Annotated in this window: 29 protein-coding genes; 17 read left to right on the forward strand and 12 right to left on the reverse strand. The window is 30.6% G+C overall.

Annotated elements, in window-relative coordinates:
* The first annotated feature begins 1 nt into the window (after window position 1).
* Window positions 2-775: a DUF3667 domain-containing protein gene (locus HM992_RS18355; RefSeq protein WP_178983685.1), complete on the forward strand. Its 774-nt coding sequence runs from the start codon at window positions 2-4 to the stop codon at window positions 773-775.
* Window positions 776-781: 6 nt separating this feature from the next.
* Here HM992_RS18355 and HM992_RS18360 read toward each other — a convergent pair whose 3' ends face one another.
* Together HM992_RS18360 and truA are read right to left on the reverse strand one after the other, a co-directional pair.
* A complete protein-coding gene (locus HM992_RS18360; protein WP_179320949.1) occupies window positions 782-2,551 on the reverse strand; it encodes an ABC transporter ATP-binding protein in 1,770 nt (589 codons plus the stop codon).
* Window positions 2,552-2,602: 51 nt separating this feature from the next.
* Window positions 2,603-3,349 (reverse strand): tRNA pseudouridine(38-40) synthase TruA, encoded by a 747-nt coding sequence (gene truA, locus HM992_RS18365; protein ID WP_179320951.1) that lies wholly within the window; start codon window positions 3,347-3,349, stop codon window positions 2,603-2,605.
* 127 nt (window positions 3,350-3,476) lie between these two features.
* On the opposite strand from truA, the gene HM992_RS18370 reads away from it, so the two are divergent.
* A complete protein-coding gene (locus tag HM992_RS18370) occupies window positions 3,477-3,971 on the forward strand; it encodes a metallophosphoesterase family protein (RefSeq protein ID WP_179320953.1) in 495 nt (164 codons plus the stop codon).
* 62 nt (window positions 3,972-4,033) lie between these two features.
* Here HM992_RS18370 and HM992_RS18375 read toward each other — a convergent pair whose 3' ends face one another.
* Entirely contained in the window at window positions 4,034-4,444 is a 411-nt protein-coding gene (locus HM992_RS18375; RefSeq protein ID WP_179320955.1) for a DUF4293 domain-containing protein, read from the reverse strand.
* Window positions 4,445-4,659: 215 nt separating this feature from the next.
* On the opposite strand from HM992_RS18375, the gene rho reads away from it, so the two are divergent.
* Window positions 4,660-6,366, forward strand: coding sequence for a transcription termination factor Rho (gene rho / locus HM992_RS18380; RefSeq protein ID WP_178983680.1), 1,707 nt, complete (start codon window positions 4,660-4,662; stop codon window positions 6,364-6,366).
* A 152-nt stretch (window positions 6,367-6,518) separates the two neighbouring features.
* Here the strand turns inward: rho and HM992_RS18385 are convergent, their stop codons facing one another.
* The 9 genes from HM992_RS18385 to HM992_RS18425 form a co-directional block, all read right to left on the reverse strand.
* Window positions 6,519-6,977, reverse strand: coding sequence for an RNA methyltransferase (locus HM992_RS18385; RefSeq protein ID WP_178983679.1), 459 nt, complete (start codon window positions 6,975-6,977; stop codon window positions 6,519-6,521).
* A gap of 271 nt (window positions 6,978-7,248) precedes the next feature.
* Window positions 7,249-8,265, reverse strand: a complete 1,017-nt coding sequence (locus HM992_RS18390) for a helix-turn-helix domain-containing protein (protein ID WP_179320957.1) — start codon at window positions 8,263-8,265, stop codon at window positions 7,249-7,251.
* 71 nt (window positions 8,266-8,336) lie between these two features.
* Complete coding sequence (locus HM992_RS18395) at window positions 8,337-8,477, reverse strand: hypothetical protein (protein ID WP_178983677.1); 141 nt, start codon at window positions 8,475-8,477, stop codon at window positions 8,337-8,339.
* Window positions 8,478-8,762: 285 nt separating this feature from the next.
* Window positions 8,763-8,903 (reverse strand): lmo0937 family membrane protein, encoded by a 141-nt coding sequence (locus tag HM992_RS18400; RefSeq protein ID WP_178983676.1) that lies wholly within the window; start codon window positions 8,901-8,903, stop codon window positions 8,763-8,765.
* 187 nt (window positions 8,904-9,090) lie between these two features.
* On the reverse strand, window positions 9,091-10,872 hold the full coding sequence (locus HM992_RS18405) for a sensor histidine kinase (RefSeq protein ID WP_179320959.1): 1,782 nt from the start codon (window positions 10,870-10,872) through the stop codon (window positions 9,091-9,093).
* A 4-nt stretch (window positions 10,873-10,876) separates the two neighbouring features.
* Window positions 10,877-11,323, reverse strand: coding sequence for a response regulator (locus HM992_RS18410; protein ID WP_178983674.1), 447 nt, complete (start codon window positions 11,321-11,323; stop codon window positions 10,877-10,879).
* 21 nt (window positions 11,324-11,344) lie between these two features.
* A complete protein-coding gene (locus HM992_RS18415) occupies window positions 11,345-11,893 on the reverse strand; it encodes a helix-turn-helix domain-containing protein (RefSeq protein WP_179320961.1) in 549 nt (182 codons plus the stop codon).
* 187 nt (window positions 11,894-12,080) lie between these two features.
* Window positions 12,081-12,611, reverse strand: coding sequence for a lipid-binding SYLF domain-containing protein (locus HM992_RS18420; protein ID WP_179320963.1), 531 nt, complete (start codon window positions 12,609-12,611; stop codon window positions 12,081-12,083).
* Window positions 12,612-12,975: 364 nt separating this feature from the next.
* Window positions 12,976-13,359 carry a hypothetical protein gene (locus tag HM992_RS18425; protein WP_178983669.1) on the reverse strand — a complete coding sequence of 128 codons (384 nt, stop codon included), beginning with the start codon at window positions 13,357-13,359 and terminating at the stop codon, window positions 12,976-12,978.
* A gap of 91 nt (window positions 13,360-13,450) precedes the next feature.
* On the opposite strand from HM992_RS18425, the gene xerA reads away from it, so the two are divergent.
* From xerA to HM992_RS18495, 14 genes are all read left to right on the forward strand, one after another.
* Window positions 13,451-14,578, forward strand: coding sequence for a site-specific tyrosine recombinase/integron integrase (xerA, locus tag HM992_RS18430; protein WP_178983668.1), 1,128 nt, complete (start codon window positions 13,451-13,453; stop codon window positions 14,576-14,578).
* A 71-nt stretch (window positions 14,579-14,649) separates the two neighbouring features.
* Window positions 14,650-15,444 (forward strand): cation transporter, encoded by a 795-nt coding sequence (locus HM992_RS18435; RefSeq protein WP_179320964.1) that lies wholly within the window; start codon window positions 14,650-14,652, stop codon window positions 15,442-15,444.
* 232 nt (window positions 15,445-15,676) lie between these two features.
* Window positions 15,677-16,207: a hypothetical protein gene (locus tag HM992_RS18440; RefSeq protein WP_179320715.1), complete on the forward strand. Its 531-nt coding sequence runs from the start codon at window positions 15,677-15,679 to the stop codon at window positions 16,205-16,207.
* A gap of 600 nt (window positions 16,208-16,807) precedes the next feature.
* Window positions 16,808-17,536: an abortive infection family protein gene (locus HM992_RS18445; protein ID WP_179320966.1), complete on the forward strand. Its 729-nt coding sequence runs from the start codon at window positions 16,808-16,810 to the stop codon at window positions 17,534-17,536.
* A gap of 157 nt (window positions 17,537-17,693) precedes the next feature.
* Complete coding sequence (locus HM992_RS18450) at window positions 17,694-18,095, forward strand: hypothetical protein (protein WP_179320968.1); 402 nt, start codon at window positions 17,694-17,696, stop codon at window positions 18,093-18,095.
* Between the two features lie 277 nt (window positions 18,096-18,372).
* Window positions 18,373-19,101, forward strand: a complete 729-nt coding sequence (locus HM992_RS18455) for a phospholipase D family protein (RefSeq protein ID WP_179320970.1) — start codon at window positions 18,373-18,375, stop codon at window positions 19,099-19,101.
* Between the two features lie 741 nt (window positions 19,102-19,842).
* Complete coding sequence (locus HM992_RS18460; protein WP_179320972.1) at window positions 19,843-20,448, forward strand: hypothetical protein; 606 nt, start codon at window positions 19,843-19,845, stop codon at window positions 20,446-20,448.
* A 204-nt stretch (window positions 20,449-20,652) separates the two neighbouring features.
* Complete coding sequence (locus HM992_RS18465; protein WP_229720530.1) at window positions 20,653-21,174, forward strand: hypothetical protein; 522 nt, start codon at window positions 20,653-20,655, stop codon at window positions 21,172-21,174.
* Between the two features lie 164 nt (window positions 21,175-21,338).
* Window positions 21,339-22,412: a hypothetical protein gene (locus tag HM992_RS18470; RefSeq protein WP_179320975.1), complete on the forward strand. Its 1,074-nt coding sequence runs from the start codon at window positions 21,339-21,341 to the stop codon at window positions 22,410-22,412.
* Window positions 22,413-22,719: 307 nt separating this feature from the next.
* Window positions 22,720-23,226, forward strand: coding sequence for a hypothetical protein (locus HM992_RS18475; protein ID WP_229720531.1), 507 nt, complete (start codon window positions 22,720-22,722; stop codon window positions 23,224-23,226).
* Window positions 23,227-23,395: 169 nt separating this feature from the next.
* Window positions 23,396-23,728: a hypothetical protein gene (locus HM992_RS18480; protein WP_179320977.1), complete on the forward strand. Its 333-nt coding sequence runs from the start codon at window positions 23,396-23,398 to the stop codon at window positions 23,726-23,728.
* A gap of 9 nt (window positions 23,729-23,737) precedes the next feature.
* Window positions 23,738-24,052, forward strand: a complete 315-nt coding sequence (locus HM992_RS18485; protein WP_178983665.1) for a hypothetical protein — start codon at window positions 23,738-23,740, stop codon at window positions 24,050-24,052.
* A 159-nt stretch (window positions 24,053-24,211) separates the two neighbouring features.
* On the forward strand, window positions 24,212-24,733 hold the full coding sequence (locus HM992_RS18490; RefSeq protein ID WP_179320978.1) for an STM3941 family protein: 522 nt from the start codon (window positions 24,212-24,214) through the stop codon (window positions 24,731-24,733).
* 160 nt (window positions 24,734-24,893) lie between these two features.
* Window positions 24,894-25,196: a hypothetical protein gene (locus tag HM992_RS18495; RefSeq protein WP_179320979.1), complete on the forward strand. Its 303-nt coding sequence runs from the start codon at window positions 24,894-24,896 to the stop codon at window positions 25,194-25,196.
* Window positions 25,197-25,506 lie beyond the last annotated feature (310 nt).

Here is a 25,506-nt window from a genome sequence, read left to right on the forward strand (position 1 = left end):
TATGAATTGTAAAAACTGCCACACAGAGCTATCAACAAAAGACGACTATTGCAAAAGCTGTGGTGGTAAAGTGATTAGAAATCGTTTGACTTTTAGAAATCTTTTTGAGCATCTGAGTGAAACCTTTTTTAATTATGATAACAAACTACTCAGAACCTTCATAAGACTATTTACTAGACCTGAAGACGTCGTTGGAGACTACATTGAAGGTGTACGTAAAAAATATGTAAATCCCATTAGCTACTTAGGGATTGCCTTAACACTTACTGGTATCATTATTTATTTAATGAAAAAAAATCAACTTGAGGTAAACTACGATGTATTTAATCAAGGTATGAACCAGAATTACATGACGAAAATACAGTCGTTAACAACTGAATATGCATCATTAATTTTCATTTCCTATATTCCGTTATTGGTTGCTGCGAGCTGGTTAATTTTAAAAAAACGAAACTATAATATTACAGAAAGAACCGTTGCCTTCACCTATTTAATGGCTCAATATAGCATCACAAGCATTATCCCATCCATCTTTATTCTAATTATAGTGCCACAAGCCTATATGACTTATTCTATATTTGCACTTACATTTTTAATATTGTATTTGCTATGGAGTTTATTCAGAATAAGTAAAATTCATGGCTTAGAATTTATAGGTCAGATTATGGTGTTCTTATCTTTTTTTGGCGTTCTGTACATTTTTTATATTCTAGGACTCATGATTATTGCCTTATTAACAGGACTGATTAATTTTGAAGATTTTAGACCAAATTAAATAAGATTAAACCACTTCAACCTTTAAAAACTGAACTTCATAAAGATTTTTGTAGTACCCTCCTTCTTGTTTTAAAAGTGATTGATGCGTTCCTATTTCTACAATTTGACCATTATCCATTATAATAATTTTATCAGCTTGTTGTATGGTTGCTAAACGGTGTGCTATAACAATTGAGGTTCTTCCTTTTGTTATTTTATCGGTTGCATCTTGTATAAGTTGTTCGGAATGTGAATCTACAGAAGAGGTTGCTTCATCTAAAATTAAAATACTTGGGTTGGTGACATACGCTCTCAAAAACGAAATTAATTGGCGCTGACCAGAAGACAACATGACTCCGCGTTCTTTCACATTATAATGATAACCATTGGGAAGACTAGAAATAAAATCGTGAATTCCAATAGCCTTAGCTGCGTTTACCACATCCTCCTCTGTGATGTTTTCATTATTTAACGTAATGTTATTCAATATGGTATCTGCAAATAAAAACACATCTTGAAGTACAACAGCTATCTGACTTCTAAGCGAACTCAAAGTCATATCCTTAATATCTATATCATCAACTTTTATCGTTCCTGAATTGATATCATAAAAACGATTTAATAAATTAATGATGGTAGATTTCCCAGCCCCTGTTGCACCAACAATGGCAACAGTCTCTCCTGCGTTAACATTGAAAGAGATTCCTTTGAGAACTTCTTCATCTTTAATATAAGAGAAGCGTACGTCTTCAAATGAAATATGTCCTTTAAAATGATTGGCTTCAATAGTACCAGAATCATCAATATTAGCGGTTGTATCTAATACTTTAAAAACACGATCTGCAGCGACCATTCCCATTTGAAGCGTGTTAAATTTATTCGCAATTTGATTTAAGGGCCTAAATAGCATTGGAATAAACATCGTAAATGAAATTAACTCCCCTAACGTAGTTGTACCATTTTCTAAAACAGCATCAAAACCACCAACTAAGATAACCATGGCCAATGTTAATGACGCCAAAAATTCTGCAATTGGAAAGAAAATAGAATTATACCAAACAGTTTTTAACCAACCTTTTTTATGGCGTTCATTAATGGCTTTAAACTTTTTAAACTCTGTATCTTCACGCGTAAACAATTGTAAAATCTTCATGCCAGTAACGCGTTCTTGTACAAATGAATTGAGATTAGAAACCTCAGTACGCACGTCTTCAAAAGCACGTTTCATATATTTTTGAAAAATTTTAGTGGCAAATAACACTATTGGCATTGTTACAAAAACAATAAGACTCAGTTTTAAATTTATTAACGACATAAAACCAGCAACTACCAACATTTTTAAGACATCACTAAAAATCATAAATAAGCCTTCCCCAAAAATATCAGCAATACGCTCCATATCTGTTACTGCTCTTGTAATTAGGATACCAACCGAAGATTTATCGAAATACGTCATTTTAAATTTAAGCATATGCTTAAACAATTTCACTCGTATATCTCTGACCACGGATTGTCCTAACCAACTCGCATAATAAATGAAGAGCAATTGTGAAATAACTTCCAAAATCAATAACGCAAGCATTATAACCATATAGATTACAAAGCCATTATATTCCTTATTAGCAATTTTAACGTCAATAGCTTCTTTTAAAACATAAGGTCTAAAAGCACCGAATAATGCCAAACCAATAACGCACAATAATGAAATTACAAAAACCGTACGATACGGTTGTATGTACTGTAATAATCGCGTGAATAACGAAACATCAAATATTTTTTTTCCTTTTTCTGCCATCTTGTGCCGAACTAGACTCGGTATCTACTTTCCGCAAAAACGGAAATCTAATTAATTATTTTTTATACTTTCAGGATATACTATTTTCACTAAATATAATCCATGTGCAGGCACTGAAAACCCAGCCTCACTCCTACTTTTTGATGCAATAACTGCATGCAATTCTTCAACCTTCATTTTTCCTAAACCAATATTTATCATCGTACCAACAATAGCTCTTACCATATTTCTCAAAAAACGATCTGCTGTAATTGTAAAAACGAGTTGGTCATTATTTTTTGTCCAATACGCTTCCTTTATATCGCAATTGTAGGTTTTTACGTCTGTATTAGTCTTAGAAAAACATTGAAAATCTTTATACTCAAATAATATTTTACATGCGTCATTCATCTTTTCTACATCCAAAGGCATTTGTATCTGGTATGCAAAATCATAATCAAATACATTTTTAGACGTCGAAACTTTATAATTATAGGTTCTACTTGTAGCGTAAAATCTAGCATGTATTTCTGGCTTAACTTCAAAAACAGAAGTAACTGCAATATCCTTTGGTAAAAAAGAATTCAGTTTATAAACGATATCCATCGATTTAAAATCTCCTTCAAAATCAAAATGTGCAAACATTTGCGACGCATGCACACCTGTATCTGTTCTGCCTGCTCCCATTATAGATATTTTGGTTTTTAATATAGTAGAAAGCGCATTTTCTAATACTTCTTGTACAGAAATAGCGTTTGGTTGATTTTGCCAACCGTGATATGCTTTACCATTATATGATAACTCTAAAAAATATCTCAAAAGATTACATTATTTTTGCTTCAGAAGCTACAAAGATAGCGGTTTTAATTCCTAAAAAAATCCTAAAATATAAAGTTATAGTTTTCTTGTTTCCAAGAAAGAAATTTTAAAACTAGTTCAGCATAAAATGAAAAAAATACTCCTTTTATCAGACACTCATAGTTACATCGATGATGCTATTCTCAAACACGTAAAGCAAGCTGATGAAGTTTGGCATGCAGGTGACATTGGTGATTTGGAAGTCACTGACCAAATCAAAAAGCTAAAACCTTTAAGAGCTGTATACGGTAATATTGATGATGCTAAAGCACGCACTGAATTCCCATTGCACAACCGGTTTATGTGTGAAGATGTAGATGTATGGATCACTCATATTGGTGGGTATCCGCCAAAATACAATAGTAATGTTCGCGATGCGTTAGTTGCTAATCCTCCCAAATTATTTATCACAGGACATTCACATATTCTAAAAGTAATGCCAGATAAAAAATTAAATCTATTACATATGAATCCAGGGGCAGCCGGCAAACATGGTTTTCATAAAGTGCGGACGATGTTACGGTTTAAGATTAATGGCGCTAACATTACAGATTTAGAGGTTATTGAATTTGAAAAACGATGAACAAAAAAAACCCAAACGGCAGCGTTTGGGTTTTTCACACTAATACTACTAAGATTTTAGGTCTATCGTAATCGATCTACAGATTTTACGAGATCTTCATCCTTTTTTATAGCCTTGTTAGCCAAGACTAAACACACAATAGAAAAAACAGGAAGAAAAATCCCAATACCTTTCTCAGAAACGTTAATTTCTCCAGATAAGTTTAGCGATTGATATACAAAGATTCCTAGTAAAACAAAGTTTAATACTATATTGAGTCGTCCCAAAACAAATTGAGATTTCCTATCTTTAAATCTAAATATTGATGCCAAAGATAATAAAGCTGAGCCTAAAAACATACCTAAATACAAATAATCATTTAGTGCATATATCTTTACTCCTTCACTGTCTGTCCACAAATGAAACACAAATATTAAACCTGCTGAAATTACAGCGGCTAAAAATAAATATAGGGTTTGAATGCGTTGAATCATATCTTTTACTCTAAAACGAATGCAAAATTAGGAGTTTATTTTTTAAAAAGATAGAAATTATTTTAAAATAAAATTGTATTATTGCAATAGAAAGAAGTAACCTTCTGAGTTGCATCTTTCTAATCTTCCAAATTAATCTCACTTTTTTTCTTTTTATTTCATCTAGAAAACATTGAATTAATAATATCAAATTATAATACATATACAACATACGAATGTTTGAAATTTCTCAGTTAAAAGCTAAAAAACTTCCTGAATTACAGGAGATAGCGAAACAACTAAACGTACCTAAATACCGTACACAAAAAAAATTAGACTTGGTTTATCAAATTTTAGATTACCAAGCAGCAAATCCTAGTGCCGTTAAAGCTACTGTCGCAACTGAAACAACAACAGCAACAACTAAAACTTCAGAAGCACCAAAGAAACAGGAAAGCAAACCACAACCAAAACGAGCTAGAGTCCCACAAAAACCGAAAGAAACTAAAGACCAAAAATCTTTAGACTTAGTGGACAAGCCAGAAGAAGCAAAAGCAAAACCTCAAGCACCAAATAAACCTAATCCTCGTAAACCTGTAGAGCGCAAGCCACAAGAAAAAAAATCTAACGAGGACAAAACAAACACAGACAAGCCTAGCAATAAACCTCAAGAACAAAAGAAGCCTAATCCTCGAAAAGATGACAACAGACGTCCTCAAAACAAGGATAACAGACAACCACGTTCTAAAGATGGTAACACGCATGGTAATTCAAAAAACAATGGAAATAGAGATAGCAGAAATCGCTACCGTGAGCCAGATTTTGAATTTGATGCCATTATTGAAAGTGAAGGTGTTTTAGATGTTATGCAAGATGGTTATGGCTTTTTAAGATCTTCGGATTATAATTATCTATCCTCTCCTGATGACATTTACGTATCGCAATCTCAAATTCGTTTATTTGGATTAAAAGTTGGTGATACAGTTTTAGGAAATGTACGCCCTCCAAAAGAAGGTGAAAAATATTTCCCATTAATAAAAGTAAGTAAGATTAACGGTCAATTACCAAATGTAGTAAGAGACAGAGTTGCTTTTGAGCATTTAACTCCATTATTTCCACAAGAGAAATTTAATATTGCCGAAAAGCAAGCCACAATTTCTACACGTATTATGGATTTATTTGCGCCAATTGGTAAAGGACAACGTGGTATGATCGTATCGCAACCAAAAACGGGTAAAACCATGTTACTTAAGGATGTTGCCAATGCTATTGCAGCCAACCATCCTGAAGTTTATCAAATGATTTTATTAATTGATGAACGTCCTGAAGAAGTTACAGATATGCAACGTAATGTACGTGGTGAAGTGATTGCTTCTACTTTTGATAAAGAAGCACACGAGCATGTGAAAATTGCCAATATTGTTTTAGAAAAAGCAAAACGTTTGGTAGAATGTGGCCATGATGTAGTGATTCTTTTAGATTCAATTACACGTTTGGCAAGAGCTTATAACTCGGTACAACCAGCATCTGGAAAGATTCTTTCTGGTGGTGTTGATGCTAATGCTTTACACAAACCAAAACGTTTCTTCGGTGCTGCTCGTAATATTGAAAATGGTGGTTCTTTAACTATTATTGCTACGGCATTAACTGAAACCGGTTCTAAAATGGACGAAGTAATCTTCGAAGAATTTAAAGGAACTGGTAATATGGAATTACAATTAGATCGTAAGATTTCTAACCGTCGTATTTTCCCAGCTATCGATTTAACATCATCAAGTACAAGACGTGATGATATTTTATTAGACGCCACTACAATTCAAAGAATGTGGGTAATGCGTAAGTATCTAGCTGATATGAATCCGGTTGAAGCTATGGAATTCATTAATGATCGTTTTAAGCAAACAAGAAACAATGAAGAGTTTTTGATTTCTATGAATGGATAAAACAGAACTAAGATCGCTTCACTGTTAGAACATAGAATAAAGACTCGATTGTGACTAACTGATAAAAGCGACTATAGAAACTAAATTTTATAAAAAAAACCTTGAATTTAATTATTCAAGGTTTTTTTATGCGTTGATGTTTCAATTAGAATCTAAACTCTTGGCTTAGCAATACCTCTATCATACATCACAATACTACCTGCTACGGAAACATTAAGACTTAATTGAGAATTGAATTTTATTAAAAAATGGCTCTTTTCGATGGCTTGCTTAGACAATCCATGATCTTCTGCTCCCAATAAATAAACACAACGCCTAGGATGATTAAAGGTTTCCAAAGGAAGTGCTTCATCTGTTAATTCTACACCAACAAGTCGAGCTCCTTTTGGTATATTTTTAAAGAAGTCTTCAAAAGTTTCATAATGAAAATAAGGCATTGACTTAACTGCATTGTGCGTGTCACAAGCCTGTTTAGCATAACGATTACCAATGGTAAAAATAAAACTCGCACCAAGATTTTGAGCTGATCGCCACAGTACACCGAGATTTTCAGGTGTTTTTCCATTCTGAATTCCAATTCCGAAGAATTCGTTTATGAGATTATCATTCATGAATCAAAAATATAAATTTGCATTAATCTTTGATTAAGAAATTTAAAAAAAAGAGGTTGTATAAATATTGATTAAAATACTTATACAACCTCCTATTGATATATAATATGCTGTTACAGCTAACTTAAATCTATTTTTAAAAACTATACTTCACAATTGACGTATAATTTTAATTATAATCAATTTGAGTGCAATCGCCATTAATATTGAGACTGCACTCAAATTGACATTTAACTATTCTTCTTTTTCAAGTCACTTTTTTACTTATATATTATGCTGTTGCAGCTAACTTAATGTTTTGTTTATACTCTATCGGAGAACATTTATATTGCTCTTTAAAGATTTTAGAAAAATAACTTCTACTAGAAAAACCAAGCGTATATACAATCTCTGAAATATTTAAATCTGTACTTTTTATAAGCTCTTCAGACTTTTTAACTCTAACAAATCGTATGTAATTGTTTAAAGTCTTTCCATGCATCATCTTAAATCCTTCTTGTACTTTTGCTGGACTTATTGAAATCTTAGCTGCAAGCTCAATTACACTTAGGTTCGTTTCAGGAAAATTATTTATATAATCTGATAATTCTTTTACTTGTTTCAACTCAAACCCGGTAAGTGAACCTGTAGGATTTTGAGAACTGGTAATATCAAACGAGTGTTGTTCTATCTCCATAGCAAGTATAACATTTACCATACCTTGAATTAATAGTGTTCTTACGACACCACTTTGTTTAATGGCCTTTAATTGCTTAATACTGTCTGCAATTTTTAAATTATAAGACCCAATGTAACTATAATCTTCTGTATTGTTTTTTATAAAAATTTCAGACACCATTTTATTTATTGGGTGCTCTTCGGAGCTCTTATTTGATGTATTTACTGAAATTATTGTAGCATTAACATACACATCCTTATAAAAACAAATATGGTTTTCGTTAGTTGTTATATTCGCTGAGATTCCGGTTTGAAATGTTTCAACCGTTTTAATTTTATTTGTATTAGCAAAAGAGTGTGACAATTTACCTTCAGTGCAGTATAGGAAATTAGCAACAGCACGTTGTGGACTTTTAATACAAAACTTTACATCTTCTTTAAATTTTATATCAAATTCTACAAAGATTGTATCACGCCCTAATTCAATTCCTCTAATGAATCCTTTTCCTAATCCATTATCAATATATAATTCTGCTTCATTGAGCTGCGTTGAATATGATCCTCCTATGGTGTTCTTTAATGCATTAAACATTTTTTGAAGATTATTTGCTTTGATATCTATAGTTTTCATGATAATTGGTTTTTAGTTAGACTGTGTTCTTTTTGGTTAGATCCTGATGTAGACTGGTACGTCTTATAAGCTTAAACGGCTTTTTTGGAACCTTCTACAGCATTCAGTTTTGAATACCCTAATTCTGAATAAGCCATTTCAAATTTGCGCTTTGGAAAAATTCTTCCCACTCTTGCAAATTGCTTTTGTAAATGTTTAGTTGATATTTTCATGATGTAATTAATTAGGTTAATTTTCTTATGACAAAGTAACGGCCTCTTTAGGCTTTCTATGTTATACAATTCCTTCGTTTTGTTATATCATTCTATATTAGTGTTAAACAAAACATAAAAAAGCACCGTTTAGAGGTGTTAGAGGTTAATGGGAAACATTTCCTAACTAAAGGTTATACTTATATCAAATAAGCAAACTATAGACACAGAGAATTAAAAACGAATGTTTAGAGAATAGTTTTGAAGCGAAGCAACTTTATACAAAACTTATATTAAGTCTTAATATTATTTTTTGTTGGCTACTATAAGTAAAATGATAGCCAATACTAATAATAAGTGAATTATTGCAGATATAGCATAAACAAAAAATCCTATGGCCCAAAGGATAACTAATAGTACTAATGAAACATATAGAAGAGTCTTCATTGAAGAAAAGTGATTTTATTTAGGGCTTAAACTCTATAAATAAATTTTCTATAAACAGTTAAAAACAATAAAAGCATTTATAAAAATATGGAGCAAAACTTTAAACAAATATGCTTATTTACTAATAGAGCATGTTATACAATTTCAGAAAATGTTTATATTATTATAAATAATGAGCTAAGAAATACTACTTTAAAAACGGCAAGTAAATTATAAATGTGGCACCAAAATTAGGTTTACCCTGTGCTAGAATAACTCCTCTGTGGTTTTCTACAATCTTTTTACAAATTGCTAAGCCAATACCTGTACCAGAATATTCAGACTTACCGTGCAACCTGTTAAAGAGAAGAAATATCTTATCGGCGTAGGCTTGTTCAAACCCAATTCCGTTATCTATAAAGGTGATTTTATGATGAAACTTATACAAGGAGTCCTTTATTGCATCTACTTCTCTAGAAAGCACCTCATGATGCGTAATTTTAATGATTGGAGGAACTCCTTCTTTACTATATTTTAATGAATTACTTATTAAGTTAATAAACAATTGCTGAATTTGAAATGAAATCACATCCATTGTTGGTAGATCATCACAAATAATTTTAGCCTGCTTCTCTTCAATACTATCTATAAGCTCTGTTTTAGCATGTTCCAATAGCATATTCATATTTGTTTTTAAATATTCCTTTTCTGAAGTGTTAGTTCGAGAATATTGCAACAAATCTTCAATAAGCATACGCATTCTGGCAGATGCAGATTTCATTCTTTGAATGTAAACTTGTCCACTTTCAGAAATATGATCCTTTTCTTTTGTTTCTAATCGCGACATAAATGTCTGGATTTTTCTTAAAGGCTCTTGTAAATCATGACTCGCCACATAGTTAAATGCAGACAGTTCTTTATTTGTACGTTCTAATTCTTGATTACGCTGTTCAATAATCCTATAATTTTCAACTTCATTAGTCGCATCAATGGTGACCCCTAACATTTTTTTATCACCTTCAGTATCATCCATAAGTTTAGAATAGGCCTTTAGGTGTCTAATTGCCCCATCCTTACGCACGACTCTAAAACTTGTAAAAGGCAAGTCTTCTTCTTGCATCATCGTACTCACTTGCTGCCCTAAATTACTAATATCTTCTTCGTGAACGTATTTATAAAAATTTTCCAATGTCGGTTCAAAACTTTGTGGTTCTTCACCCACTAAACGGTATAGGTTGTCCGAGAATTCAAATTCATTTTCTTCAATATACCAAACCCAAGTACTGGTATTACTAACAATCTCAGATTGCTTCGTTAATTTTTCAAAAATTTCTAATTCCGTATTACTCTCTTTGAGAGCTTTTAAATCCTTAGTCATTTTAAAGTAAGCTAGCAGAAGAATAACTAATGTAACGATTAATAAACCATAAAAAAATAAAGGAGTGAGACCTATTTTCTCTTCATTAATTTCCTGATTATGGGATAACAAACGTTCTTCTATATCTAACATTGCGGTGATATCAGCACGGATTCTGTCCATCCTAATTTCACCTTCATGTAGCAAGAATAATAAGTCTTGTGTTAGTATCGTATCATCATCATTAGCCAGGCTAAACGATTTATCAAAATTCTTAAATCGTTTCTCTATATCACTTTCTAAATCCTTAAGTTTTTCTACCTGCTCACTATTAGGAACAATTAAAGTATCTAACCTAGAAAGGTTAACGGTAACTTTTTGTAAACTTTCTTTGTAGGGATTAAGAAATAAAGAATCGTGTGTTAGCAAATAACCTCTATGCCCAATTTCTGCGTCTTTGAGGTTAGAAATAATATGCTCTAACTCACTTCTTAAAGAGTAATTGTCTTTAACAACTTTTGATGTTTGTGACAGTTCGCTAATATGTTTATATGTAAAACCACCAATACATAAAATAACGAAAAGACCAACAATAAAAGCGGTTCTAAGATATCTGCTAGAAGGTGAAGGCATAGTTTTATAATCTTAATAAAAAATTGTCTTTATTTAAACCATTGGTCTGATATTGCCAATTGGTTGTTACGACTTCTGAAAGCACTTTTTTAAGTTTTTCAAAGTCATTAGGTTTCTTAATGTATACATTAGCTCCTTTAACAAAGGTGTTTTCAATATCTTCTTCCGAAGCTGAGGTTGAGTATATGGCAATTACCATATCACTTAACCGTGCGGTTGCCTTGATATCTTTTAAACATTCTAATCCTGATTTTTTTGGCATATTTAAATCCAGAAACAATAAGTTAGGAAGTACATTTATGGAATCATTTAAATACTCCATCAATTCAATACCATCCTTAAAAAGTAACACTTTACTTTTAATTTTTAACTCTTCAAAAGCCTCTGTAAAAAACAACCTATCGTCTTCATCATCATCGGCCAAAGCTATATTAATATAATCGCTATTCATATTTACAAAGTTACGGTTAAATTAATTTATTTGTTTTCTTTTAGCAATAATACGCTGAAAAGCTGACGGTGTAATACCGGTTGTATTTTTAAATTGTTTGCTTAAATGTGCCACACTAGAGTAGTTAAGTTTAAACGCTATTTCGGTGAGTGAAAGCTCTTCATTTGTTAATAAAATCTTAGTATACTCTATTTTCTGTAATATAATGAAATTTTCGATGGACGTATAGGTCACTTCTGAAAATAGGTTAGATAGATAGTTATAATTCTCTTGGAGTTGTTCTGCTAGATATACAGAAGTCTTTACATTGACATCCTTTTCATTAAACACCATATCGATAATAGTATCTTTAATTTTTTGAATCACAATTTTTTTAGGATCTTCGACAACCTCTATTCCATAACCATTAATATCTTTATGAAACATCATTAATTGTTCTTCTGATATTTTAGATAACAATTCTATTTCACCAAATGCTGTCTGATGATAATTGAATTGGTGTGCTTCCAACTTCTCCTTTAAGAGCGTGTTGCAGACCTTCGTAAAATCGAATTTTAGCAATATTTTCATTGTGTCTTTTTGTTCTTTAGATTGAACGATTTAATCACTATTCAAATTTAATATTAAAATTCGCATATTTCACCATGTTATTTTACTGAATTATTAAAATTACTACATCTGAAATCTAATTTTTTGTTAATACAAAAAGCCGATTAAAAGAATCGGCTTTTTCTATGATAAGAATTTAAATAATCATCTAAAATTCTGAATACTTAAATTTTTGACCACCAATTGAGGCATCAGCCATTGCACCAGCTTTTGATTTTGCAAAAGTGACAACACCTTCATTATAATTGGCATTTTTACTTGCTCCTTTATCTACAATCACGGCTTTTGCTTCAGCAGAAAACTCAAAATTTCCTTGCTTAAATTCATTTAATGCATCTTCTGTTTCAAAGAAAATAACTTGCATATAAGCTTCTCCACCTGCTTGTAATCCGATGTCTAGCTTTTTCATGCTTGCCATACCAATGGCTTTACCGTCATTATAAACAACTCCGTTTCCAGAAGCTGCTCCTATAATTAGTGCTCCTTCTCCTACATTTGGAAAAACGACATAACCAGAGGCATTAGTAAAAAATTTTTCTAATCCTTTATCCGAACTTTTAAAAGTTGAGATTGCTTTTTCGGCATCCTTCATTACACGCATATCATCTCTATTTTGAGCAAACGAAAATGCAGTTACTAAGCTCAATGCCATTGTTACTATTAAATTTCTAATTTTCATAATTTTTAGATTTATTGATTAAACATTTTAATTAAAGAAAGTATTGAAAACAAACAGCTATAACTGCCTTTCACTTTCTTACCGTAAAATTATGAGTATTCATTATTCTTAATTGATGCAATAGAATTAATTCTTAATGCTATTGGTGAAATTAAAAAAGGAATAGACAAAAAAAACCCATCAACTATATCTAGTGATGGGTTTTATTTAGTAGCGGGAACTGGACTCGAACCAGTGACCTTCGGGTTATGAGCCTGACCTAGACCGCTTTTACAACACAAATACTGGGTGTTTGAGCTATTACTTTCATGTAATCGTGTTCCAAATCGTGTTCCTGATTTTGTCCACATGATTAAAAAATATATTAACCCAAAGGTATTTTTTTTTGCATATAATCTTGCCATTTTATTAGAATATATTTCTCCTCTTTTTTAAGAAAACCATATTCATAAACAAATAGATAAATATCATTTTTACTATTCTTCCAATAATGTGTAAAGAAATTAGAATTGAACCCTTCTTCAATGAGCATATTTGCCCTAACTATCACCTTCCCTCCTTTATTATATTCTTTTAATATTTTTCGATTTAGTTTCAACTGATTATCAACTCTATTATAAAATCGTTCAGGTATTTCCTTTGATTTCTTGTATTGATAGGCACTCTTGCACTGAGGGTCACAAAACTTCTTATCCGTTCTACCCACTAATTTTTTTTCACAAAACACACAATTCTTAAAAAACCTCATCGCTCTTAAATTAAACGTATATTATACGAATCCTATCCGAATAAGATACTGCTAATTAAATTATAGTCAGTACTTTGACGATAAAAAAATTATGCAATTACAAACGAGTATAACATTGAAACACCTAATTATTGATCAAAAAAAATGTGTTGGACTTCAATTTAATTCAAGTAAAGTCATACAATCCCTTATTATGACGCTACCTAATATAACTTGGAGTCAAGATTTATTACTGTATTACTTACCTAATACTAAGAGTAACTTGGATTTGATTTTTAAAACATTTTATGGTGTTGCTTGGGTTAATGGCAATTATTTTTTTTCTGATAAAATAATAAATGAAGATAATCCTCAACTAAATTTAGAACGTTATAGAAATAGAAAACCTAAGGATGGTTTTAAACCTTGTCCAGAAAACTATTTATTAAAACTTGAACTTAAGAGATATTCAGATAATACTGTTCGTAATTATGTGTCTAGTTTTGAGTCTTTTATTAACTATTATTATAATGAAGATCCTATAACGTTAAATGAAATAGATGTTCGAAAATATTTGCAAAAACTAATACAAGAAGGCAAATCAAACTCTTATGTGAATTTGACCATAAATAGCATTAAGTTCTTTTACGAAGTTGTACACGAAATGCCAAATAGATTCTATTCTATTGAACGACCACGAAAAGAAAAGCAACTCCCTGAGGTATTATCTAAAGAAGAAATTATAAAAATCATAAATAACACTAACAACGTTAAACATAAGTGCATTGTCGGATTACTCTACTCTTCTGGGCTTCGACGAGCAGAATTGTTAAACCTTAAAATTAACGATATAGATAGTAAAAGGATGGTCGTAAAAGTTAATAATGCTAAAGGAAATAAAGACCGTATATCTATATTAAGTCCTAGTATTCTAACGAATTTACGGCAATACTATAAGGATTATAGACCAGAACATTACCTTTTTGAAGGTCAAAAAGGAGGACCTTATAGTGCTACAAGTGTTGTGAAAATAATTTCAACAGCTGCAAAAAAAGCAGGTATTTTAAAAAAAGTTACGCCTCACATGCTTAGACATAGCTTCGCTACACATTTATTGGAAAATGGAACAGACCTTAGACATATCCAACTTCTTTTGGGACATAATTCTACTAAAACAACAGAAATATATACACATGTAGCAAATAGATCATTTATGGAAATAAAAGATTTACTATCTTAGTCCTATAATGTGGATATAAACAATAGTCTATATCCAATTGTTGTAAGTAATGCGAAAAACCCAGAAACCGAGTGAATAAAACAATATTTGAAATTACCAAAATGGATTGTCCTTCAGAGGAAAATCTAATCCGAATGAAATTGGACGGAAATTCGAGCATTGCGAATTTGGAGTTTGATATTCCAAATCGAAAATTGACAGTTTTTCATAGCGGAGAAATTGACCAAATCGAAAAGTCAGTTATCGAACTGAATTTAGGCGGAAAAAAAATATCGACTGAACAAACCGACCAAACTGAATTTAAAGAAAACGCAAACCAAAAAAAACTACTTTGGTCTGTTCTTGTCATAAATTTTGCGTTTTTCATAATCGAAATGACAACAGGGATTATCTCAAAATCTATGGGACTTGTTGCCGATAGTTTAGATATGCTTGCGGACAGTTTTGTGTACGGAATTAGTTTGTTTGCGGTCGGTGGAACAATAATAAAGAAAAAAAGAATTGCAAAACTTGCGGGATATTTTCAAATAGCACTTGCGATTATTGGATTTATAGAAGTTTTAAGAAGATTTTTTGGAGACGAGAAACTTCCCGATTTTTCGACAATGATTATCGTTTCGATTTTTGCACTTATAGCAAACGGAATTTGTCTTTACATTTTGCAAAAGTCAAAAAGCAAAGAAGAGGCACATATGAAAGCAAGTATGATTTTCACCTCGAATGAAGTAATTATCAATTTGGGAGTAATAATTGCTGGAATTATGGTAAACTGGTTGAGTTCAAGTAAACCAGATTTGATTATTGGAACAGTCGTTTTTGTGCTAGTCATTCAAGGAGCTTTACGGATTTTGAAATTAAGTAAGTAGATGAAAAAAGCACTACTTACAACAATGTATAAAAAACATAGCTAGTTCGTGCTAAACCAAAAGTTTGTGCGTGCTTACCAAGACCGCCAAATCTGCGATTTGGCATTAATGAAAAACAAAATGTAAATGCCAAATCGCAGATTTGGCTAAGGAATAAACCGAAACTTATCGTATTTTTATACGCTACGTTTCTTATACTAAACGTTGTAGCACATTTAAGAAAAAAAAACTTATGGAGGACATTTATAAAAAATTTACAGTATCTGTACTTCCCCAAAAAAAAATTGAAGAAAGATATTTTGGTAAAATTCCTAAACAACTTGAAATTAATTATGGTGAATGGGAAATATACTGGGCTAATTATGACGAAGAATTGGATAATGAACCAGAATTTGAAGATGCTATTTCAACCAAATGGTGGAAAGAATATTACATTGATATTGAGGAATTAAAAATTGAACTTGATAAAATTACTTTAGACATAAATTTTGATAATAAAAATGTGCACAATGTCAAATTAAAATATAGTAAACAAGAAAATTTTATAGAAAACTTTCAGTTTAGTATTGATTTAATAGATACAGATTTTAATTTTTTAAATTCACTGTTGGAACTTTGCAATCAATACGAATGTCTTTTAATGGACAAAAACAATGGAAATCTATGTAATCCTAATATTCGTGAATTAGCAAAATTAATTGAGAAATCTAATAGGAAAAAGTTTTTAAAAAATCCGATAGAATTACTTGAGAATATGAAATAAAAACGTGCTACAACACCGTGTATAATTAATTGCTTTTTCGAGCTTACTTACGAAAATCCCTTCGGATTTTTTATGTCGTGAGTATTTGTTAACTTAGTCGCTTAACCACGCAACTAACCATACACAATCACGTTAGCGCACATTGCTCACTCAGCTCAAAAAAATAATAAACCTTCTCAAAGTATTTTAAAAATAATTCCTAAAACTTACTCAATTGATTTTTGACAAATCAAAACGCAACTGTTACCTAAGTCTTATTTTACTCTCGAAAACTAAAATTAAATAAAAAATTAAACCGACTTCTGACAAAATAATACGCAAAGTTTACGCGCAAATGACTTAACTCTTGCGTTTAAAAAATTCTGACTCTTGCGAAACAATACGCAACTGTTGCTTCGGACTTTTCTTTGTTCCTTAAAAAGCATATTGAAATACTCTTGTGAGAAAAACATAACAACGTGCGCTAACATTGTATAAAAATAATGCGTAATTTAGTGCCTAATCAAGAGTAAATGCGCGTTTGCATGCATCTGATTTTCCTTCGGAAAATCCTCGCACTCAAACTACGCACTATTCTTATACGTAAACGTTGGCAACAATATGAACGAAGAACTATTTTCAAAAATTGAATCTTTTCAGAATTTACTGATTGACTTTGCAACTGGTGGAGATTGGGATGAAGAGAACTACTCTAAAACAAGAAAAGAATTACTTGACAATGAAATAATTTCAAATGAAATTCCAGACTTCATAAAAACGACAAGAACAGCGGAACAATTTTGGCATTTCATAAAACAAGTTAGCTCGAACTATGCTGGCAGAAGAATGTTTTTATGGGATTCTTTTTCTAAACTTCTTGATATTGCAGAAAAGAACAAATCAACACCTGGAGAAAATTCTATTTCTGAAAAATTAAAAAGCATAAATGAAATTTATATTAAACAAGAGTGGGATAAAGCTTTAAAAAGAAAAACGATAGACCCTGAAGGAGCAATTACGACAAGTAGAACTTTAATCGAAACAGTTTGTAAGCACATTTTGGAAGATAAAAAGATTGAATATTCAGACAGTTTAGATTTACCAAAATTATATAAATTAACAGCTAAACAACTAAATTTAGCACCAGACCAACATACTGAAAAAATTTTTAAACAAATATTAAACGGTTGCCAATCTGTAGTGGAAGGATTAGGAGGAATTAGGAATAAATTAAGTGATTCTCACGGAAAAGGAATAGCAAAGACTAAACCGAGTGAAAGACACGCTGAATTAGCTGTTAATTTAGCTGGAGCAATGACACTTTTTTTATTTGAGAGTTCAAAAAAATAAATACTGTTGCCAACACCGTGTATAATTAATTGCTAGGTTCTAGCCTACTTGCGAATATTCCTGCGGAATATTCACGGGTTCGTAAAAGTTTGCTAAATTAGTTGCTGAACCACGCAACTAACCATACACAAGACCGTTGTATGCAATTTGACAACCAATGAACAAAGGATTAAAATATGGGCTTCTAATTTTCGGAATTGTAATAATTACAGTTGTCGGATTTATTGGATTTGGACTTTACTCATTGGAAATTGAAGACCATTATGGCGACCTGAAAGAGCTATATTATGATTCAAAAAGTGGAGATATAATACTGAATAAATCTACTTCTGAATTTGGAATAATCGAAAAAAACTGGAAACGCATAAATATCAGAACTCAAAAAAAAGATTCTACGGATTTATATAATTGGGTTTATCAAAACGGAATTGAAACCAAAGCGGAAATTTACAGACCGATAATTGAAACAGAAAACATAAATAACTTAGGTTATTCAGAGGTTGTTGACAAAATAAATGCTTCTGAAATGACTTTTATAAACGGAAATAAAAAAGAATAAAAACTGCATACAACACCGTGTATAATTAATTGCTTCATTGAGCTTACTTGCGAAAATTCCTGCGGAATTTTCACGGGTTCGTAAAAGTTTGCTAACTTAGTTGCTAAACCACGCAACTAACCATACACAAACACGTTGTAAACAATTGCTCACGAATCTCAAAAAAGGAAAAAAAATTAAGTTATAAAGTATTTGAAAAGCAAGAAAATTCTGGCTGTTTAGTTTTAATTATTATAACAATTTCTTTATTTTCGATTTTCAAAAATTATAATTTAAAATGGCAAAATTTTTAAACACAAGAAAAGCTGTATCTGAAATAGAAGACTTAATCCGGAATGCAGAAGCAAGATTAATTTTGATTTCACCTTACCTTAAATTATCAAAAGATTTTAAAGAATTACTTACATATAGAAATAGTAAGGATAAAATAACAACAGTAATTTTTGGAAAGCAAGAACTGAATCCGCACGAAATGAAATTTCTTCAAGGATTAAGATTTGTGATTTTAAAATATAATCAGGACTTACACGCTAAATGTTATTTGAATGATGACAAAATGATTATTACATCTCTCAATCTATATGAATTCTCAATGAATAACAATAAGGAAATGGGAGTTTTAGTGGACTTGAATGACGAATCGGATAAGGAATTATTTGAAGATGCTTATAAAGAAATAGATTTTATAGACGAAACCAGCGAAAGGTTTGAATTTACGTCAATTCCGGAAGTTACAAAAAGAGAAAAAAAAGAAACAGAAACGCAACCGAAAATTGCGAATTCTTCAAACTCAAAACTTCTAACAACGAAAGAATTATCACAACTAACTGGCTTGAGTAGTCGAAAAGTCAATAGTTGGCTAACAGATAACAAATTGATGTATAAAAAAGAAGATGATTGGACTACAACGAAACGTGGAAAAGAAGTTGGCGGAATTGAAAAAAGAGGTCAATATGGACAATTTGTAATTTGGCCAGAAGAAATAGCAAAACAGATAACGAAATAAAAACTGTTTACAACACCGTGTATAATTAATTGCTTGGTTCTTCCCTACTTGCGAATATTCCTTCGGAATATTCACGGGTTCGTAAAAGTTTGCTAATTTAGTTGCTTAACCACGCAACTAACCATACACAAAACCGTTGGCAGCAATGCGTGTGCGGCAAAGTCCAACTCTAAATTGGAACTTATACAAATCTAAATTTTGAGAATAAAATAAAATTGGAATTTCAAAACGTTGGAATGAAAATCACAACGCAGGAATTAAGCAGAACGGAAAATTACGGTTGAAAAAATAGCTACATCGCAATAAAAAAGCCTAGTTACTTTTTCGCTATTTTTTTTTTTGACTATTAAGTAAGTAAAATCAGAAAAAATGGAGTCGGAAATTTTAATTTCTTGCGGAACTAAATTGGAATAATTATCTAATTCATTAAACACGAGAACTGAAATTTGATAAGTTTCCTAGATATTAAAAATATAGCGCAGGATATACAAGCTGTGTGGAAAATGCGTGTCTGATTAGCAACAACGCAGGATTAAAAAAATAAGCACGGCTGCCAACACCGTGTATAATTAATTGCTTTGTTCTTCACTACTTGCGAATATTCCTGCGGAATATTCACAGGTTCGTAAAAGTTTGCTAACTTAATTGCTAAACCACGCAACTAACCATACACAACAACGTTACCTGTAAGCTAAAAAATCATTAGTTATATTTTAATAATTATTGAATAAAATTGAATCTATGAATATTTATGATTTGCATAAAGAATTCCTAAACAAAAAACTGAATTACAGTCAGGCTGAACAAATTCTTCACTCTTTTAAAAGAGAAAAAAGATTTGAAGTTTTTATCGCTTTATATAATGCAACTTTAAAAAAGGAACCTAAACTTTCATTTAAAGTTTTTAGGGAAGCTTATTGTGCATCTGATAATATCTATGAAAAAATTAAAAATAGTTCTTTCTCATTTAATCTTAAAGATTTTCTTGAAAACACTCTAAATAATTGTGTCAATTTTAGAGAATTGAGTAACTCTTATGAGAAGGAATTTTATGAAAAACTCGAAAATAATTTTATAATTTATCGAGGCGTAAATCAGAATGAATATGAAAGTGAAAATTTTGGAATAAGTTGGAGTTTATCTATAGAAGAAGCAAAAAAGTATATTTGCTTCGGTCCGAATAAAATTGAAAATGGAAAAGGAGGAATATTAAGTAAAGAAATCGAAAAAAATGATATAATTACAAATTTTTCTGTTTTTGAAAATATACATTCAGAGCCAAAAAATGAGATAATTTATATCAATAACGGTTTAAAGCCAAAATATGAAAAAGTAAGTAAATGTTGAATTTTAAAAAAAATGAAACTTAAATACTTTAATATTTGAATTGTAACTTGAATAAAGCCTACAGGTAACACCGTATATAATTTATTGCTAACTTTTTGCTTACTTGCGAAAGTCCTCGCAGACTTTCTTGGTCGGTAATTATTTACTAAATTAGTTGCTTTAAACACGCAACAAACCATATACAACAACGTTAGCAACAATTAAATGAAAACGAAATACTTAACATTATTAATTATTTGCTTACTGAATTTTTCGTGTTCAAAGAATTGTATTTTGAATTATGAAATTGTAGAAACAAAATATGAAATTCCTTTTTATAGTTCTCAAAACGAAATTCTAAAACAGTCTGAAAATACAGATTATAAAAGATACGAATTGATAAATGTTTATGAATCTGAAATTCCTTACATAATGGAAATTCTGAATTCTCAAATATCTGAAACTCGAAATGCGACTAATAACATTGTAGAAAACTTATGTGATTATAGTGTTCAAATTGCTGGAATTTATGACAGAAAGGAAAAGGTTAAGAAAATTTACCTGAATTTCGAATGTGGATTTATTGATTTTAAAGAAATTAATGAAAGTGAGGAATATATGATTGGTTTTGACGGAAAAGAAACGAAATTTAGTCACGTATTAGATGGAGGAGATTGTTATTTTCAAGCGGAAATAAATACTAAAACGAATAAATTTAGAATTATAATTGTAAATGGAGAAGCATAAAAACTGTTGCTAACACCGTGTATATTTTATTGCTTTCTTTTAGCCAATTTACGAAAATCCTCGCGGATTTTCTATTCAGTATTTATTTGCTAAATTTACGCTAAACCAACGCAACAAAGCATACACAAACACGTTAGCATTAATACACAACGCAACCAAGCTAAATGAAAATAACAGACTTTTTGAATAACGATTTTTTTAATCTACCAAGGGTTCAAGGTCCAAAAGAAGATTATAAATTATTTGTAAATCGGATTTTTAAAGAATTTTTAGAAAAACTAGAAAGTATTGAATATTTTGAAGACGTATCATTTGATATAAACACAATAAAGGAACGTCAAAATCATTTAGTAGAACAATTAAAATCTGCTATTTCAAATTATTATGCAGGAAAACCAGCGTCAGCACTTTCTGAATTAGAAAAAGGATTAAATAGCAATCTAAAAAACTTTGAGGAAATACTAAACATAAGAGAATTTCATTCAAATACAGATTTTTATAGAATTAGAATTCATAAACTAAATTTCCCTCTCAAACCTGAAAACTTTTTTCACATACCTTTTGACTTAAGAGGTAAAATAAAAACTCAAAGATTTAGTATTCCAGGATTTCCATCACTTTACCTTGGAAACTCATCGTATGTGTGTTGGGAGGAATTAAATAGACCAAATTTAAATGACTTTCAAATCGTCAGACTTAAGAATACTGAACTTTTAAAAGTAATAGATTTATCACCACCAAAAGGTGGCAATAAATCGCCATATGAATATTATAAATATTTAATGATATGGCCACTTGTCTTTGCGTGCTCTGTTCGTGTAAGGAATTATGAGGACTATTTTAAACCTGAATATATAATACCACAATTACTATTACAATGGGTTAGAAAAGATAATAGAATAGATGGAATTTCATATCAAACAACTCATATCAATTTTAAAGATTCTTTATCAAAAGGAGAATTTCTAAATATTGTTTTACCTGTAAAAGAAAACAAGACAAGAGGTTTATGTTCTGAATTAGAAAACAAATTTTTGATGACAGAATCAACATCTGTACAGTTAAATCAATGTTCTACTAGTGGATTAATTGATGGAGGTGGTGTTTTAAGATATAGCAATAGAAATGTTCGAGAAATTGAATTGATAAAAGGAGTCCCAACCAATTATGACATTTCAATATTTGGAGAGTTAGAGGAAGTTCTTTCGAAAATGGAATCTAAAAAAATTATAAAATAAAAAAGTACTAATGCTAACAACGTGTATAATTAATTGCTTTGGTCGTTGCCTACTTGGAAAATTCCTTCGGAATTTTCTCGCGTTCGTTTTTGTTTACTAAATTAGTTGCTTAAACACGCAACTAACCATACACAAAACCGTTAGCCATAATGTGAAACCAACGCCATAGATGATTTTAATTTTTCTTTTTTTAACCTTAATTATTGTGCTTTTCTATCCTATTGTCGGATTTAAAATGTTCAAGTCTCTTAAGAAAAAGAATAAGCCGAAATTTTATCGACTTTCTATCATATTATTAATTCTGATTTTGATTCCTTGCTTTTTCTGGAAATTACTACCTGGCTCTGACTTTTTTTGGCAACCTATAGAAAACGCTCAAGAAAAAAACTATAATCTTGAATTAACCGGATTTGAATATAATGATGGAGATTTGATATACGAATACGAAACTGAACGAGCTTTTAATGGAGATGGATATTCGATTTGGATTTATAAAATCGACGAAAAAACTGCCGAATATTTCAAAAACCCAAATGAAGAGTTTTTTACCAAATATCCAAAAACCGATTTCAGAAATGATTGGGAATCTGAATTTTGGAAACGTACACCTTTTGACCAAAAAGAACAGAAATTTTTAGACTTTGCACATAGCACTCTTGATGAACTGGATTTTGAATTAGAGGATTTACTCAACGAAAATGGAAATTATTATGCTTATGAATACTATATGCACAGTTTTGGAATTGGAAATATTGATTTTTACATAATCTGTCCGAATCGAAAGTTGATAGTTAAGATAAATAGCAATACGTAAATAAACACTATGGCTAACACCGTGTATAATTAATTGCTTCGTTTCTGATCATCTGGAATATTCCTGCGGAATATTCTCAGGTTCGTGGGTTTTTGTTAACTTAGTTGCTCAACCACGCAACTAACCATACACATCAACGTTGTAACACATTTGACCAAACCAACGAAATTTGAAATTAACTAAAAAACATTTGGGTATTTATAATATCTACGAAGGAAAAAAATCCACGTTAGAAAATGTTGGAACTCAAAAGGAAAAGGAATTATTTCAAAACGGAGAATTTGAGAAAATAACAGAACTAATACAAACTGAATACAAAATAAAAAAGAAAGAACTTTCAGAATCAGAAATACTAAATCACAAATCTGAACTGAATGTAATACTGGATAGTAATTGGAATAAAAAGTTATTGAAATACTTATCGAAAAAGTATTGTGAACCTGAAAAAGAACAAAGCACTTTTGACTCAATTATGTCAATACTTTGGGCAATTTTTAGCTAAATCGATTTTATGAATAGAAAAATAAAATGGACAAAAGGTATGTCTCTAATCAGTTTTTTACTTGTCCTTTTGATTTTCATAGTTGATAATATCAAAGAGCCTTTATTTGGATTAAAAGACGGTTATGCACCACATAACTTTGGATTGAATTTATTCATAATTGGACCTTCAATGTTATTATCACTTATTTTAAGCATAATAGTCATAATCAGAATTTTTAAAAACTGGAAAGTATGGTCAAATTCAATGAACAAGTATTTATTTATTGGACTCGCTCTACCTGCAATAATAATTTACATTGACTTATTAATTAGATTATTTTAAAATTAAAAACGTGTTACAACACCGTGTATAATTAATTGCTTGGTTCTAGCCTACTTGCGAATATTCCTGCGGAATATTCACGGGTTCGTAAATGTTTATTAACTTAGTTGCTTAACCACGCAACTAACCATACACAAAACCGTTGGGCAACATTTGAGAATGACCGAAATAAAATTTTACAAATCAAAAAAAAGAGCAATTAGTATGATGCTATTATGCTCAATTTTTGTGCTACTAGGAATTTGGCTACTTCCGAAAGAACCGCTTATTGGATGGAGTTGTATCGGATTTTTTGGACTTGCATATCCACTCGGAATTTATAATCTGATTGATAAAAAACCAATGATTATTATAAATGAGGTCGGAATATATGACCGTAGCGCGAATCGTGACTTTATAAATTGGGAATTAATACACGATGCTTATCCGATTAACATTAGTGGACAAAAATTCATTTGTTTGATAATTGATGAAAAATTTAAACCTTCTAGAAAAAAAGGAGTGATTTATAAAAGTGCTGTAAAACTGAACGAAGCAATTGGAGCGCAAGAATTGAATATACATTTAGGTCAAATTAAAAAAATTGATGAAATCAAGCTGACTGAATTTATACTTGAAATGTCAAAAGCTGATAAAAACACTAAAACGGAATTAATAAAAACGTTGCCCAACACCGTATAAAAATAATTGCGGTTTAGTGCTTAATCAAAGGTCGTTGCGTGTTTGTAACGTCTGATTTTCCTTCGGAAAATCCTCGCATACAAACCCGCAACTATTCTTATACATAAACGTTGGCATTCATTGACAAAAAAACTCAAAATAAACGAATTAGGAAAAAATAATGAAAAGATTAATAATTTTACTCATACTTTCTATTTCAATTTGTGCTGGAGAAATATTATTATTGATTGACTTATTTCCTCAAACAGGTTTAGCAAGAATGCTTTATGTTCCATTCTATATAATTCTAATGATTTCATTAACAATTATACTTTTTAGGAAAATAAAAAACAAAGGAAAAAATGAGCAAATAATATATTGGATAATTTTTCATTTTTTAATTTTTAACTTTATTATTTGGTCTTGGCCACAAGATGGAAGAAGAGTTAACGTAATTGGAGAATTTTATAGTAAATTTTCATAAATAAAACGTTTGAATTTAAGCAAACTATGAAATCTACAACAAAGGAATTATTATTCAAAATTTGAATTTAACAAGTTGTGGAATTGCTCACTCAACCGGAATTGAAAAAGTTTGCGGAATAAATCGCTGAATGAATTCACTCAAATGCTGAAAAAACAAAAAAAGAATTAACCAGAATAAGAATAAGTCGGAATAAAAAAACAACGAAATGCCAACACCATATATAATTTATTGCTGGCTTTTTGCCTACTTACGAAAGTCCTCTCGGACTTTCTTGGTTGGTAATTATTTACTAAATTAGGTGCTTAAA

This window comes from Winogradskyella helgolandensis (assembly GCF_013404085.1).
Taxonomy (GTDB): domain Bacteria; phylum Bacteroidota; class Bacteroidia; order Flavobacteriales; family Flavobacteriaceae; genus Winogradskyella; species Winogradskyella helgolandensis.

Coding starts and splice junctions, on each gene's coding strand:
- HM992_RS18395 (WP_178983677.1), bottom strand. CDS start 8,477: ATGAAAATATCAACTAAACATTTACAAAAGCAATTTGCAAGAGTGGGA.
- HM992_RS18465 (WP_229720530.1), top strand. CDS start 20,653: ATGAAAACGAAATACTTAACATTATTAATTATTTGCTTACTGAATTTT.
- HM992_RS18355 (WP_178983685.1), top strand. CDS start 2: ATGAATTGTAAAAACTGCCACACAGAGCTATCAACAAAAGACGACTAT.
- HM992_RS18495 (WP_179320979.1), top strand. CDS start 24,894: ATGAAAAGATTAATAATTTTACTCATACTTTCTATTTCAATTTGTGCT.
- HM992_RS18385 (WP_178983679.1), bottom strand. CDS start 6,977: ATGAATGATAATCTCATAAACGAATTCTTCGGAATTGGAATTCAGAAT.
- HM992_RS18420 (WP_179320963.1), bottom strand. CDS start 12,611: ATGAAAATTAGAAATTTAATAGTAACAATGGCATTGAGCTTAGTAACT.
- HM992_RS18460 (WP_179320972.1), top strand. CDS start 19,843: ATGAATATTTATGATTTGCATAAAGAATTCCTAAACAAAAAACTGAAT.
- HM992_RS18400 (WP_178983676.1), bottom strand. CDS start 8,903: ATGAAGACTCTTCTATATGTTTCATTAGTACTATTAGTTATCCTTTGG.
- HM992_RS18370 (WP_179320953.1), top strand. CDS start 3,477: ATGAAAAAAATACTCCTTTTATCAGACACTCATAGTTACATCGATGAT.
- xerA (WP_178983668.1), top strand. CDS start 13,451: ATGCAATTACAAACGAGTATAACATTGAAACACCTAATTATTGATCAA.
- HM992_RS18410 (WP_178983674.1), bottom strand. CDS start 11,323: ATGAATAGCGATTATATTAATATAGCTTTGGCCGATGATGATGAAGAC.
- HM992_RS18450 (WP_179320968.1), top strand. CDS start 17,694: ATGAACAAAGGATTAAAATATGGGCTTCTAATTTTCGGAATTGTAATA.
- HM992_RS18360 (WP_179320949.1), bottom strand. CDS start 2,551: ATGGCAGAAAAAGGAAAAAAAATATTTGATGTTTCGTTATTCACGCGA.
- HM992_RS18405 (WP_179320959.1), bottom strand. CDS start 10,872: ATGCCTTCACCTTCTAGCAGATATCTTAGAACCGCTTTTATTGTTGGT.
- HM992_RS18490 (WP_179320978.1), top strand. CDS start 24,212: ATGACCGAAATAAAATTTTACAAATCAAAAAAAAGAGCAATTAGTATG.
- HM992_RS18425 (WP_178983669.1), bottom strand. CDS start 13,359: ATGAGGTTTTTTAAGAATTGTGTGTTTTGTGAAAAAAAATTAGTGGGT.
- HM992_RS18445 (WP_179320966.1), top strand. CDS start 16,808: ATGAACGAAGAACTATTTTCAAAAATTGAATCTTTTCAGAATTTACTG.
- HM992_RS18485 (WP_178983665.1), top strand. CDS start 23,738: ATGAATAGAAAAATAAAATGGACAAAAGGTATGTCTCTAATCAGTTTT.
- rho (WP_178983680.1), top strand. CDS start 4,660: ATGTTTGAAATTTCTCAGTTAAAAGCTAAAAAACTTCCTGAATTACAG.
- HM992_RS18390 (WP_179320957.1), bottom strand. CDS start 8,265: ATGAAAACTATAGATATCAAAGCAAATAATCTTCAAAAAATGTTTAAT.
- HM992_RS18440 (WP_179320715.1), top strand. CDS start 15,677: ATGGAGGACATTTATAAAAAATTTACAGTATCTGTACTTCCCCAAAAA.
- HM992_RS18455 (WP_179320970.1), top strand. CDS start 18,373: ATGGCAAAATTTTTAAACACAAGAAAAGCTGTATCTGAAATAGAAGAC.
- HM992_RS18470 (WP_179320975.1), top strand. CDS start 21,339: ATGAAAATAACAGACTTTTTGAATAACGATTTTTTTAATCTACCAAGG.
- HM992_RS18375 (WP_179320955.1), bottom strand. CDS start 4,444: ATGATTCAACGCATTCAAACCCTATATTTATTTTTAGCCGCTGTAATT.
- HM992_RS18415 (WP_179320961.1), bottom strand. CDS start 11,893: ATGAAAATATTGCTAAAATTCGATTTTACGAAGGTCTGCAACACGCTC.